Origin of the sequence: Sphingomonas sp. PP-CE-3A-406, from assembly GCF_003688625.1 — a bacterium.
GTDB lineage: Bacteria > Pseudomonadota > Alphaproteobacteria > Sphingomonadales > Sphingomonadaceae > Sphingomonas.
In genome coordinates this window covers 252,771-265,166 of sequence record NZ_RCWY01000002.1, presented here as the reverse complement: position 1 = coordinate 265,166, position 12,396 = coordinate 252,771, and the positions used below count along the sequence as shown (strand labels likewise).

Sequence of the window (12,396 nt, the reverse complement as noted above, 5' to 3'; positions counted from 1 at the left end):
GTATCGTTCTCGTACATCGTCGATATGGCGAAACCTCAGAAGCGTTATGTATGTCAGGCCTGCGGATCGGTGTCGCACCGCTGGGCGGGGCAATGTGCCGACTGCAACGAATGGAACACGCTGGTCGAGGAGGCGAACACCGCCGCGACGCCGTTCCATTCGAAGCACAATCTGCAGACCGGCGGGCGGGCGATCCAGCTCGTCGGGCTCGATGCGGAGATCAAGCTGCCCGATCGGATGGCGACCGGGATCGCCGAGCTCGACCGCGCGCTGGGCGGCGGTTTCGTCGAGGGCTCGGCGACGCTGATCGGCGGCGATCCGGGGATCGGCAAGTCGACGCTCCTGCTTCAGGCGGCGGCGAAGATGGCGCTTGCGGGGCAGTCGGTCGCGTATGTTTCGGGCGAGGAGGCGGCGGATCAGGTACGCCTGCGCGCGCGCCGGCTGGGCTTGGGCAACGCGCCGGTGCAACTCGCGGCGGCGACCTCGACGCGGGACATCCTGACGACGTTGCAGACCAAGCCGCCGGCGATGCTGGTGATCGATTCGATCCAGACGATGCACTCCGACCTGATCGAGGGCGCGCCCGGCACGGTCAGCCAGGTCCGCGCGTCGGCGCAGGAGCTGATCCGTTTCGCCAAGGAGCGCGGGACGGCGGTAGTTCTGGTCGGGCATGTAACGAAGGACGGCTCGATCGCCGGCCCGCGCGTGCTCGAGCATATGGTCGACACGGTGCTGTCGTTCGAGGGCGAGCGCAGCCACCAGTATCGCATCCTCCGCGCGATCAAGAACCGGTTCGGTGGGACCGACGAGATCGGCGTGTTCTCGATGCAGACCGAAGGGTTGGCGGAGGTCGGCAATCCGTCGTCGCTGTTCCTGACGCACCGCGACGATGCGATGACGGGGGCGACGGTGTTTCCGGCGCTGGAGGGGACGCGGCCGGTGCTGGTGGAAATTCAGGCGCTGACCGTCCGGTTGGCGTCGGGCGCGACGCCGCGGCGTGCGGTTGTCGGTTGGGATTCGGGCCGGCTTGCGATGATCCTGGCGGTGCTCGAGGCGCGCTGCGGGCTGAGCTTCTCCAACGCCGAAGTTTATCTCAACATCGCCGGCGGCTACCGGGTGCAGGACCCGGCGGCTGATCTCGCGGTGGCGGCGGCGCTGATCTCGGCGATGTCGGAGCGGCCCGTGCCGGTCGACGCGGTGGCGTTCGGCGAGGTCGCGCTGTCGGGCGAGATACGCCCGGTCGCGCATGGTCCGTTGCGGCTGAAGGAGGCGAGCAAGCTCGGCTTCGAACGCGCGTTGGTGCCGGCGTCGATGACCGGCGAGAAGAGCGGGATGAAGCTTTCGGGCTTCAAGACGCTCGCGTCGTTCGTCGATCACATGATGGGACGGGGGTAGGCGCTCAAAACCTTGTTTCCCCGCGAAGGCGGGGACCCAGACTGGCCTCCCGCCTTCGCGGGAGAACAAGGCAGCGTTAGTGACCGCGTTCGGCTTTGCTTTTGCGGCCGGTCGGGCAACTGGCGCTCAAAGCAGCGTACCTAGTCACCCTTTGATTGTTCGGCACGGTTTATCCAAAGGACCACCCCGGCGAAGGCCGGGGCCCAATTGGAAAGGTCGCGGTGGCCACGCGCAACGATCGCCAGCAGCGTTTCCCAATTGGGCCCCGGTCTACGCCGGGGTGGTGCTCTGACTGCGTTCATCACGCACCGATCGGCATCCCAGGATGCAAATTCGCCGCAACGTCAACGCATGGCCTCTCGCGACAGCCATGCTATGGCCGCCGCCATGGCGAACACCAAAAGCAACACCGGCACTGTCGAGGTCGACGGCACCAGATACGACTGGAACCTGGAGCGCGAGCCGCAACACACGGATGCCAACGGGTGGAAGGGTATGACGATCTCGCTGTTGCAGGACGATGCGCAGCGCGAAGCCCTGCTCGAATTCCCCGCGCCGAAACGCCTGTTGAAGGGGTTGCCGCGCGGGCGGCTTCAGATCGACGACGCGACGATCGCGCGCGGCGTGCGGGCGGCGTTGGCCGCGGGATGGGAGCCGATGTCGCGCGGCAAGCCGATGGTCTTCACGGTGGATTCCGAAGGGAACTGAGTCTTGGATCGGCGTGACACCCCGACCCCGGTGGACCCACGCGCGCAGATGCAGCCTCAGGCCGACGTGGAAACGACGTTGCTGGGGCCGATCCTGCCCGATCGAGAGTGCGGCGATTGCACCGCGTGCTGCACCGAACTGACCGTGGACACGCCCGAGTTCGCCAAGCCCGCGGGAACGCCGTGCATCCATCTCTCCGGCCAGGGCTGCGGTATCCACGCCGTCCGCCCGCGCATCTGCCGAACCTGGTTCTGCGCGTGGCGACGCGTCGCGAGCTTGCCTGACGAAGCGCGGCCCGACCGGTCCGGGCTTCTCGTCTCGCTCAATTTCGTCGACAGGCCACAGAACTGCCTTGAGGGCGTCTCGATCCATGTACGCATGCTCGCTGGCAGCGACGCGATCGGCAACGGTATGGCGGCCACCGTGTTGGACGCGGTTTGCGATCAGCTAGTTCCGGTCTGGTTCAGCGATGGGTCGAAGAAGATGCTGATGCATCCCGACAACGACGTTGCGCGCTTCGTTCTCTCGGGAGGCTCGGCACCCGCACATTTGCAGGACGAAGTCGCCGCATGGCGCGAACGCTACGCTGTCTTTGGTTCGAACCGCTAGGATTCCGGTTTTCGCGGTCAGCGGAATGACCGGTCTGAACACGTCGCTCGCCGCGTGCACTAGCGGTTCGCGCGCCGCGTCCCTATTCCAGAGACCATGAACCTGACCGCCCTAGACATCGTCGTCCTGATCGCCGTCGCCGGGTCCGCGGTGCTCGGGCTGATCCGCGGGTTCGTGACCGAAGTGCTGTCGATGTTCGCCTGGGTGGCTATGGTGGCGATGTTGAAGCTGTTCCACATCCCGCTTGCCGCCGCGCTGTCGCCGATGATCGGCACGGTCGGTGGGGCGGCCGTACTCGCCTTCGCGATCATCACCGGCGTCACCTATATAGGCGGCCGGCTCGTCGCGAACGCGATCGGCGCGCGGACGCGGACCTCGATCCTCGGCCCGGTCGATCGTGCGCTCGGCTTCGGGTTCGGCGCGCTGAAGGGCCTGATCCTTGCAAGCCTCGTCTTCCTGCTCGCGACGCTCGTCATCGACACGATGAGCGGCGGACCGTCGCGCCGCCCCGAATGGATGACGCGGTCGCGGACCTATCCGCTGCTCAACGCGACCAGCGCGGGAATCGCCGATTTCGTCGACCGCCGTCGCCGCGGTCAGCCCGTGTTCGGCGCCCGCACGCCGCCTTCCCGATCCGACAACGCAAGCGACCCGAAATCATGAGCGCGCCCCTCTACAATGCCGAGATCCTCCGCCTTGCCGCGACGATCCCGCATCACGAACGCCTGGCCAAGCCGATGGCGACTGCGGAGAAACGCTCGCCGATCTGCGGCAGTCGGGTGACGATCGACGTCGCGGTCGATGATGAGGGCCGGGTCAGCGAGGTCGGGCTGCTGGTTCGTGCCTGTGCGCTCGGCCAGGCTTCGTCATCGTTGCTGGCGTCGAACATCCTCGGTCGCACCCCCGCCGAACTCGCCGCCGCGCGCGATGCGCTGACGGCATGGCTTGCGCGCGAGGGCGATGCGCCCGATTGGCCGGGGATGGATATCTTCACCCCCGCGCTCGACTACACCGCGCGGCATCCGTCGATCCGGCTCGCGTTCGAAGCCGCGGCCGAAGCTGCCGACATCGCTGCAAAGGCGAAGGTCTGATGGCGGAGGGTACGGCCCCGTCGCTGCTCCGCGACGGCGTCGTATTGCTCGGCTTCGGGCTGATGTTCGTGCTGCTGTTCCGGCGGCTCGGGCTCGGCGCGACGCTGGGGTATCTCGTCGCGGGTGCGGTCGTCGGGCCGCATGTTCTCGGTCTGGTCGGCGATGCGGAGTCGAAGCTCGGGTTCGCCGAACTCGGCATCACGCTGCTGCTGTTCATCGTCGGTCTCGAGCTGAACCCGTCACGGCTGTGGAAGATGAAGGAGGAGATCTTCGGTCTCGGCCTTCTCCAGGTCGCGATCTGCGGCCTCGCGATCACCGCGATCGTCTGGATCGGCGCGAAGTTCTCGCTGCCCGCCGCGCTCGCGCTTGGCCTCCCGCTCGCGCTGTCGTCGACCGCGCAGGTGCTGCCGATGTTGCGGTCTTCCGGGCGGATGCGGACGCCGTTCGGTGAACGCGCCTTCTCGATCCTGCTGTTCCAGGACCTCTCGATCGTTCCGCTGATCACGATCGTCGCCGCGATGAGCCGCAACCCTGCCGACGCGAATGCGCCTCCCGGCTGGCTGCTCGCGATCTATACGGTGCTGGCGGTGGTCGGGCTCGTCGTCGCAGGGCGCTTCCTGTTGCGCCCGTTTTTCCGGCTGATCGGCAATCTCGGCGAGCGCGAGATGTTCGTGTTCGCGGGGCTGTTCACGGTCATCGCCAGCGCCGCGATCATGGAATGGCTAGGACTGTCGACCGCGCTCGGCGCGTTCATCGCTGGCGTGATGCTCGCGGACAGCCCCTATCGGCATGAACTCGAAGCCGACGTAGAGCCGTTCCGCTCGATCCTGCTCGGGCTCTTCTTCCTCGCGGTCGGCATGGTGCTCGATCTCAACGCGATCGCCGAGCGGCCGGTGTTCGTCATGGCGATGGCGGCCGCGCTGATCGCGACCAAGACCGGCGTCATCATGCTGATCGGCATGGCGTTCAAGATGACGTGGCGGCAGGCGTTCGCGCTGGGGCTGCTCCTCAGCCAGGGCGGCGAGTTCGGCTTCGTGCTGTTCGCGCAGGCGCAGGCCGGGCTACTGATCGAACCGCAGGCGGCGAGCCTGTTCGGCGCGATCATCACGCTGTCGATGGCGACGACGCCGTTCCTGATGGGGATCACGCGGCGCTTCCGCACCGAACCGCTGGCGAAGAACCAGGAACGCGACGGGCCCAAGACCGATGGCTCGAATGCGATCATCGTCGGCTATGGCCGGTTCGGGCAGACGGTCGGGCAGATGCTGCTGACTCAGGATATCCCGGTGACGCTGATCGACACCGATATCGAGATGATCGACATCGCCGGCGAGTTCGGCGCGAAGGTCTATTACGGCGACGGCACGCGGCTCGACCTGTTGCGGCAGGCTGGGGCGGCGGAGGCCGAACTGATCTGCTTCTGCATGGATGGCGATCAGCTCGAACCCGACACGATCGAGGGCGTGCACGAGGCGTTCCCGAACGCGGCGATCTATGTGCGCGCGTTCGATCGGCGCGCGCTGGTCAAGCTGAAGAACACGTCGGCGCAGTATGTCATCCGCGAGGTGCTCGAATCGGCGGTGAAGATGGCGCGGCTGGCGATGGACGGGCTGGGCGTCGCGAGCGCGGATATCGACCGTGCGGAGGACATGTACCGCGCGCGTGACAAGGAGCGGTTGCAGCTCCAGATCGATTCGGGCGACATGCGCGCGGCGCGTGCCGAAACCGCCGAACGCTTTCCGTGGGGGAACGACGCGACATGATACTCGTCATACTGGCCGCCTTGTCGGGCGCGATCGCGGTCGCGGCGGGAGCATTCGGCGCGCACGGCGCGAGTGGCTCGGCGGCGGAGTGGTTGAAGACCGGCGCACAGTATCAGCTCGTCCATGTCGTGGCGGCGCTGGTTGCGGTGCGGATGGAGGCGCGCGGGCCGGCATGGCTGTTCTTAATCGGCGCGGCGATCTTCGCGTTGACGCTCTATGCGATGGCGCTGGGCGCGCCGCGCTGGTTCGGCGCGATCACGCCGATTGGCGGGGCGTTGCTGATCGGCGGCTGGTTGTGGCTGGCTTGGAGCGCGGCTCGCCCCTAGCAGAATTGTTTCCCCGCGAAGGCGGGGACCCAGTCTGGGCACCCGCCTTCGCGGGTGAACAAGCTTGTTTCTGGTTCTCGGGTTCTACCGCTTCTTCCGACACGCGTCGGAGCAGTAGATCACGCTGTCCCAGTCGCGCGCCCATTTCTTCCGCCACGTGAACGGCCGCTCGCACGCCGGACACATCTTCGTCGGCAAATTCTGCTTGGCGACACCGTTGGGCATTAGCGGGGCTGCGCGTCGAGGAAGGTCTCGACGTCGGCGAGGTCGACCGTCTTGTCGAGATACGTCTGGCCGATCCCGCGCGCGAGCAGGAAGGGGAGAGTGCCCGCCGCCATCTTCTTGTCGTGCCGCATGTGATCGACCAGCCGCGCACCGTTCGCGCCGACTTTCGCCGCCGCGAGACCGTCGGGAAGCCCTACGTCCCGCCAGTGCGCCGCAACGCGCTGAGCATCTTGCCCCGAACAAATCCCCTGCGATGCCGAGAACCCGAACGCCAGCGAACAACCCGCCGCGACGCCCTCGCCGTGGATCAGCGCCTGCGAGAACCCGGTCTCCGCCTCCAGCGCATGGCCGAAGGTATGGCCGAGATTGAGCAACGCCCGGATGCCGTTCGTCTCATGCTCGTCCGCCGCGACGATCCGTGCCTTCGCCGAAACGCTGTGCGCGATCGCGTACTCACGCAGGCCGATGTCACCGCCCAGCAACGCGGCGCCATTCGCCTCACACCATTCGAAGAACGCGAAGTCGTCGATCAGGCCGTATTTGACGACCTCGGCGTAACCCGCGCGCAGTTCCCGGATCGGCAGCGTGCCGAGCACCTGCGGATCGATCAGTACCATCACCGGCTGGTGGAACGCGCCGATCAGGTTCTTGCCGGCTTTCGTGTTGATCGCCGTCTTGCCGCCGACCGAGCTGTCGACCTGCGCCAGCAGCGACGTCGGGATCTGCACGAAGCTGCACCCGCGCTTCAGGATCGAGCAGGCGAACCCGACCAGGTCCCCCATCACGCCGCCACCCAGCGCAACGACGTGATCGCCGCGCTCGACGCCGAGTTCGAGCAGCCGGTCGCACAGCATCTCCAGCGTCGCCCAGCTCTTGCTGCCTTCGCCGGGTGCCAGAACGATCGCCTCCGACGCGATCCCCGCCGCGGTCAGCGAGGTTTGCAACGTCGCAAGATGAATCGCCAAATTCTCGTCGGTAACAATCGCCACCCGCCGACCCTTCGCGAGCGGCGCGAGAAACTCGCCAGCCCGCGCGAGCAACCCAGCCTCGATATGGATCGGGTACGTCCGCGCACCCAGTTCGACAATAACGGTCTTCATCGGCCAAGCGCTCTCAGGATAGCGGCGACGGTCGCTTCGTGCGGCGTCTTGTTGCTGACAATATGGATGTGCGCCTGCGCGTAAATCGGGTTGCGGACGCGCGCCAGTTCGGTGAGCACTTTCCCCGCATCGCGGTTGCGCAGCAGCGGGCGGCTGTCGCGGCGGCCGACCCGCTCGACCAGGATGTCGGGATGCGCGCTGAGCCACACCGACACCGTATCGCGCAGGATCAGCGCGCGCGTGTCGTCGTTGATGAACGCGCCGCCGCCGGTCGCGATGACCTTCGGCGTGCCGTCGATCAGCCGCGCGATCACACGGCGCTCGCCGTCACGGAAATACTCTTCGCCGTATTTCGCGAAGATCTCGGCAACGGTCATCCCCGACGCCGCCTCGATCTCGTGGTCGGCATCGACGAACGGCAGGTTCATGCGAAGCGCGAGGCGGCGGCCGACGGTGGTCTTGCCGACGCCCATCAGCCCGACGAGCACGATCGGGCGATCGATCGGGGCAGGGCGTCGACTGCCCGAGGGCCCGCCTGAAGGGTTGTGGCTTTGCAACATCGTAGCCCGCGCTATACAGCGGCTCCGCGCGAGGGCAAAAGCTCTTGGCGTGCGATCTGTCATTGCCCGTTCACTACCCCCGTTCACTACAAGGTTACGTCGTATGTCCCGTTTCATCGTCTCGGTCGTCGTCGTTCTTGTGGTCGTGGTCGGCGGCCTGTTCCTGCTGGCGGGCCGCGCGACGGAGCGTCCGCAGAGCCACGTCGAGAAGGCCGTGACGCTTGCGAACCTCTCTTAAGGCCACGCTGGCGGCGGCCGTCGCCGTCGGGGCGCTCGTCGCGCTGGCACCCGCGATCGGGCAGGATCGCCCCGAATCGATCCTGCCGCCGGGCTTCGGCGATACGACCCCGTCGCCGGCCCCCGCGTCGCGACCGAACGCGCCTGCAAACGCACCGCAGCCGACGCGCCCGACCACGCCTACGCAATCATCGCCCCCCTCATCGACAACCCCATCGCCTTCCAGCGCGATGATCCAGCCACTGCCGTCGACGACGCCGGACGGGCTGCCGGTTCCACCGCCCGTCGCCGCGCCCGCACCGGTCGATCCGAGCGTGCTCGCGCGCTACGAGATGCCCGAATCCGCGCGGCGTTCGCTCGAGACGGTCGGACCGGTCACCGCGAGCGAGGGCGGGCTGGAGACGGATGCGTTCGGCGATGCCGATGGTCAGTATGTCGAGACGCTGATGCGCCGGCTGACCGCGCCGCTGCCGTCGCGGTGGATGTCGATCCTGCTGCGGCGCGCGCTGGTGTCGCATGTCGATACGCCCAGCCGCACCAACGGCGCGGACTTCGCCGCCGAGCGGGCGTGGCTGCTGTTGCGGATGGGCGAATCGGTTGCCGCGCGCGCGGTCACGCAGAACGTCGATACCTTCAACTACACGCCGAAGCTGTATCAGGTCGCGATGAACGCGTCGCTGGCGACCGGCGATCCTGCCGGGTTCTGCCCGCTGGTTCCCGGCGCGATGCGCTATGCCCCGTCGCGCGGCTGGACGATGGCGCAGGCGATATGCGCCGGGCTGTCGGGCAATCCGGCGCAGGCGACCCCGCTGATCGCGACCGCCAAGCGCCGCAATGTCGCAAGCGGCGTCGACATGCTGCTCGCGCAGAAGGTCGTCGGTGCCGGGGCGCAAGGACGCCAGGCGGTGACGATCGAATGGGACGGCGTCGACCAGCTGACCGCCTGGCGGTTCGGCCTGGCGATGGCGACCGGCGTTGCGGTGCCCGATGAACTCTATGCGAGCGCCGGGCCGCAGGTGCGGTACTGGCAGGCGCTCTCGCCATCGGTCGCGCTGGGTGACCGGCTGGCGCCTGCCGAGGCGGCGGCGGGGCAGGGCGTGCTGTCCAGCGCCGCGCTGGTCGACCTGTATGCGGCGACCGCGACCGACGACGACGCGCAGAGTGGCGCGAGCGCGACGGCGAACGATCTTCAGACCGCCTATGCCGATCGCAATGCCGAGACGCGACTGACCGCGCTGCGTCAGTTGTGGGGCGGCAAGGACGCGGAGCCTGCCTATGCGCGGCTGGTGCTGACCGCGCGGGCGGCGGCGCGGATCGACCCGACCTCGGGCAAGGCGGATGCCGATCATCTGGTCGCGTCGATGCTGACCGCCGGGCTCGACCGGACCGCGGCGCGCTGGCTTGGTACGGTGCCGAGCGGGAGCGACGCCTGGGCGATGATCGTGCTGAGCGATCCCGATACGTATCGCCGGCTGAGTTATGGCGACCTCGCTTCCTATTCGGGCGGCGCGGGCGATTCGGCGCTGAAGCAGCGGATGCTGTTCGCGGGCCTCGCCGGGATGGGCCGGCTTTCGCAGAGCGACATCGAGCGCGCCGCGCAGACGCTCGGCGTGCGGATCGGTGCCGCCAATGCCTGGACGCGCGCGCTGGATCGTGCCGCGCGCGACGGTCAGGCGGGGACCGTCGTCCTGCTTTCGGCGATCGGCATGCAGGCGCCGAACTGGAAGGGCATCCCGCCCGAGGCGCTCTACCGGATCGTCGGCGCGCTGCGCGCGGTCGGGCTCGACGGCGAAGCGCGGATGATCGCGGCCGAGGCGATCGCGCGGGCGTGACGCACGGTCGGGATCGCGCGCTGATCGATCGCTTCCTGGAAATGATGACGGCGGAGGCCGGCGCGGCAGCGAACACCGTCGCGGCGTATCGCAGCGACCTGTCGCTCGCGTCGCAGGCACTCGAAGGCGGGCTGGTCGAGGCGAATGCGGATGCGCTGGCGACGCTCGCGGGTGAATGGTCCGCGCTGTCGAACGCGACCGTCGGACGAAAATCGGCATCGCTCCGGCGTTTTTTCGCGTTCCTTGCCGATGAGGGACACCGTCCCGACGATCCCGGCAACGCGCTTCCTCGGCCCGGCACCGTCCGCGCGTTGCCCAGGATATTGAGTCACGCCGATGTCGACCGGCTGTTCGCGGCGATCGCCGAACGGGCAGCGCGCGATCCGCTCGATCCCAACGACCTGCGCCTGTCCGCGCTGTTCGAACTCCTCTACGGCTCCGGACTGCGCGCGACCGAACTGGTCAGCCTGCCGCGCAACGCGGTGCATCCCGATCGCCCGTTCCTGATCCTGCGTGGCAAGGGCGGGCGCGAGCGGCTGGTGCCGATCTCCGACCGTGCGCGCGCCGCCGTCGCGCTGTGGCGGACGTATGTCGCGACCGATCGCGCCTGGCTGTTCCCGTCGGGCAAGGGGCACCTCTCGCGCATCCGGCTGTACCAGATCGTCAAGGCGCTCGCCGCCGAAGCTGGCATCCCGCCCGACCGCGTCAGCCCCCATGTCCTGCGCCATGCGTTCGCGACGCACCTGCTCGCTGGCGGTGCCGACCTGCGCGCGCTGCAATCGATGCTCGGTCATGCCGATATCGCGACGACCGAGATCTACACGCACGTCGATTCGAGCCGCCTCGTCGAGCTCGTCAACACGCATCACCCCCTCGCGGATCTGCCCCCGCGCTGACGCGAACGGGGCGGCGCGTTGACGCGGACGGCGCCGCGCCGTAACCGCCGCACATGCCTAGCTTCCTCGACTTCGAGAAACCGATCGCCGAACTCCAGGGCCGGATCGACGAACTCCGCGACACCGCCGCCGAAGGCAGCGTCGACCTGTCGGTCGATATCGCCCGTCTGCAAGCCAAGTCCGACAAGCTGCTGAAGGACACCTTCGCGCGGCTGACGCCGTGGCAGAAGACGCAGGTCGCGCGCCATCCCGAGCGCCCGCACTTCAAGGATTACGTCGCCGCACTGTTCGACGAGTTTGTGCCGCTCGCGGGCGATCGCGCGTTCGGCGACGACCAGGCGATCATCGGCGGCTTCGCGACGTTCCGGGGCCGCAAGATCATGGTGCTCGGCCACGAGAAGGGCGACGACACCGCCAGCCGGCTCCGCCACAATTTCGGCATGGGCAAGCCCGAGGGCTACCGGAAAGCGATCCGTCTGGTCGAACTCGCCAACCGATTCGGCCTGCCGATCGTCACGCTGGTCGACACCTCGGGCGCGTTCCCCGGTATCCAGGCCGAAGAGCGCGGCCAGGCCGAGGCGATCGCCCGCTCGACCGAAGCGTGCCTCAACGCCGGCGTGCCGATCGTCGCGGTGATCGTCGGCGAGGGCGGTTCGGGTGGTGCGGTCGCATTGGCGGCGGGCAACCGCGTGCTGATGTTCGAGCATGCGGTCTATTCGGTGATCAGCCCCGAAGGCTGCGCGTCGATCCTGTGGCGCACCTCCGACAAGGCCCCCGAGGCCGCCGAAGCGATGCGGATCACCGCACAGGACCTCAAGGCGTTCGGCGTGATCGACGAGATCGTCGCAGAACCGCTCGGTGGCGCGCACCGCGACTCGGTGGTGGCGATCGAGTCGCTCGGCAACGCGGTGTCGTCCGCGCTTGCCGAGCTGGCGCCGCTCGATCCCGCCGACCTGCGCAAGGATCGCCAGGCGAAATTCCTCAAGATGGGCCGCCTCTGACGCGGTCGCTCGCCCGGCGGCATTTCGCCGAACAGCGCAACGAAAAAGGGCGGCGAAACCGAAGTTTCGCCGCCCTTTTTCGTACGCTACTGGTAACTCGATTACGTGGTCGAGGTGTTCAGCTTGGTCGAAACGTTGTTGAACGTCTTGTTCAGGCTGTTGCCCAGGCCCTGCATCGCGGCGATGGCGGCGACGGCGATCAGCGCGGCGATCAGGCCGTACTCAATTGCGGTTGCGCCCTTGGAGTTCTTGAAAAACTTGCGGATCGTCTTCATTCCGGTCTCCATTGTTGGATTGCTTCAGTGTCACCCGGCTGGCCGGATGGACCGGAACAGCGCATCGACAGATACAAGTGTCTGGTTGAGAAAGGTTTAAGGCCGCGATCGATAGTTTTGGCGGTGCCGATACAGGGGGGCCGCGATGGCGCCCCGCGGGTCAGCGCGCCTGCGAAACCTTGGCGTCGACGGTGTTCCACATGCCGATCGTCGAGCCCGCCATGGCGGACAGCCCGACGATCATCGCGATCACCACGAGACCGAGGATCAGGCCATATTCGATCGCCGTCGCACCGCGTGAATCGCGGACGATGCTAACGACGGTGCGGGGCACCCGGTTCGATCTGGACGACAGGAAACGCATGCTCGCACGTGTAG

16 protein-coding genes are annotated in these 12,396 nt (G+C 67.5%); 11 read left to right on the top strand and 5 right to left on the bottom strand.

All coding sequences use genetic code 11. The annotated features are described in order from the left end of the window. Positions 1–24 precede the first annotated feature (24 nt). The 7 genes from radA (at position 25) to C8J44_RS07660 (ending at position 5,892) form a co-directional block, all read left to right on the top strand. The gene (gene radA, locus C8J44_RS07690) at positions 25–1,395 is read left to right on the top strand and encodes a DNA repair protein RadA (protein WP_056052850.1); all 1,371 of its coding nucleotides are present in this window, start codon (positions 25–27) and stop codon (positions 1,393–1,395) included. A gap of 375 nt (positions 1,396–1,770) precedes the next feature. Further along, positions 1,771–2,103, top strand: coding sequence for a hypothetical protein (locus C8J44_RS07685; RefSeq protein ID WP_121904055.1), 333 nt, complete (start codon positions 1,771–1,773; stop codon positions 2,101–2,103). A gap of 48 nt (positions 2,104–2,151) precedes the next feature. After that, positions 2,152–2,712, top strand: a complete 561-nt coding sequence (locus tag C8J44_RS07680) for a YkgJ family cysteine cluster protein (protein WP_121904638.1) — start codon at positions 2,152–2,154, stop codon at positions 2,710–2,712. A gap of 96 nt (positions 2,713–2,808) precedes the next feature. Then, a complete protein-coding gene (locus tag C8J44_RS07675; protein ID WP_121904054.1) occupies positions 2,809–3,375 on the top strand; it encodes a CvpA family protein in 567 nt (188 codons plus the stop codon). After that, on the top strand, positions 3,372–3,803 hold the full coding sequence (locus tag C8J44_RS07670; protein ID WP_121904053.1) for an iron-sulfur cluster assembly scaffold protein: 432 nt from the start codon (positions 3,372–3,374) through the stop codon (positions 3,801–3,803). The genes C8J44_RS07675 and C8J44_RS07670 overlap by 4 nt, the downstream gene beginning before the upstream one ends. Continuing rightward, on the top strand, positions 3,803–5,566 hold the full coding sequence (locus tag C8J44_RS07665) for a cation:proton antiporter (protein ID WP_121904052.1): 1,764 nt from the start codon (positions 3,803–3,805) through the stop codon (positions 5,564–5,566). The genes C8J44_RS07670 and C8J44_RS07665 overlap by 1 nt, the downstream gene beginning before the upstream one ends. After that, a complete protein-coding gene (locus C8J44_RS07660) occupies positions 5,563–5,892 on the top strand; it encodes a DUF423 domain-containing protein (protein WP_121904051.1) in 330 nt (109 codons plus the stop codon). Before C8J44_RS07665 ends, C8J44_RS07660 begins: the two co-directional genes overlap by 4 nt. A gap of 84 nt (positions 5,893–5,976) precedes the next feature. On the opposite strand, the gene C8J44_RS07655 is transcribed toward C8J44_RS07660, so the two are convergent. From C8J44_RS07655 to C8J44_RS07645, 3 genes are read right to left on the bottom strand one after another with little or no spacing between them, the layout of a single operon-like run. Continuing rightward, positions 5,977–6,117: a DUF2256 domain-containing protein gene (locus C8J44_RS07655; RefSeq protein WP_121904050.1), complete on the bottom strand. Its 141-nt coding sequence runs from the start codon at positions 6,115–6,117 to the stop codon at positions 5,977–5,979. Continuing rightward, positions 6,117–7,217, bottom strand: coding sequence for a 3-dehydroquinate synthase (gene aroB, locus C8J44_RS07650; RefSeq protein WP_121904049.1), 1,101 nt, complete (start codon positions 7,215–7,217; stop codon positions 6,117–6,119). The genes C8J44_RS07655 and aroB overlap by 1 nt, the downstream gene beginning before the upstream one ends. Further along, positions 7,214–7,777, bottom strand: a complete 564-nt coding sequence (locus C8J44_RS07645; protein ID WP_060526913.1) for a shikimate kinase — start codon at positions 7,775–7,777, stop codon at positions 7,214–7,216. The genes aroB and C8J44_RS07645 overlap by 4 nt, the downstream gene beginning before the upstream one ends. 103 nt (positions 7,778–7,880) lie before the next feature. Here C8J44_RS07645 and C8J44_RS18755 point away from each other — a divergent pair, with 103 nt between their 5' ends. Genes C8J44_RS18755 through C8J44_RS07630 form a run of 4 tightly spaced genes read left to right on the top strand, consistent with a single transcriptional unit; the run spans position 7,881 to position 11,743 of the window. Beyond that, complete coding sequence (locus C8J44_RS18755) at positions 7,881–8,015, top strand: hypothetical protein (protein ID WP_258191373.1); 135 nt, start codon at positions 7,881–7,883, stop codon at positions 8,013–8,015. Beyond that, positions 7,999–9,846, top strand: a complete 1,848-nt coding sequence (locus C8J44_RS07640) for a hypothetical protein (protein WP_259466766.1) — start codon at positions 7,999–8,001, stop codon at positions 9,844–9,846. The genes C8J44_RS18755 and C8J44_RS07640 overlap by 17 nt, the downstream gene beginning before the upstream one ends. Beyond that, entirely contained in the window at positions 9,843–10,742 is a 900-nt protein-coding gene (locus C8J44_RS07635; protein ID WP_259466765.1) for a tyrosine-type recombinase/integrase, read from the top strand. The genes C8J44_RS07640 and C8J44_RS07635 overlap by 4 nt, the downstream gene beginning before the upstream one ends. A gap of 53 nt (positions 10,743–10,795) precedes the next feature. Beyond that, positions 10,796–11,743 carry an acetyl-CoA carboxylase carboxyltransferase subunit alpha gene (locus tag C8J44_RS07630; RefSeq protein WP_121904048.1) on the top strand — a complete coding sequence of 316 codons (948 nt, stop codon included), beginning with the start codon at positions 10,796–10,798 and terminating at the stop codon, positions 11,741–11,743. A 101-nt stretch (positions 11,744–11,844) separates the two neighbouring features. Here C8J44_RS07630 and C8J44_RS07625 read toward each other — a convergent pair whose 3' ends face one another. Further along, complete coding sequence (locus C8J44_RS07625; RefSeq protein WP_055879343.1) at positions 11,845–12,018, bottom strand: Flp family type IVb pilin; 174 nt, start codon at positions 12,016–12,018, stop codon at positions 11,845–11,847. Between the two features lie 160 nt (positions 12,019–12,178). Further along, positions 12,179–12,382 carry a Flp family type IVb pilin gene (locus tag C8J44_RS07620; RefSeq protein WP_121884600.1) on the bottom strand — a complete coding sequence of 68 codons (204 nt, stop codon included), beginning with the start codon at positions 12,380–12,382 and terminating at the stop codon, positions 12,179–12,181. Between the last annotated feature and the right edge of the window lie 14 nt (positions 12,383–12,396).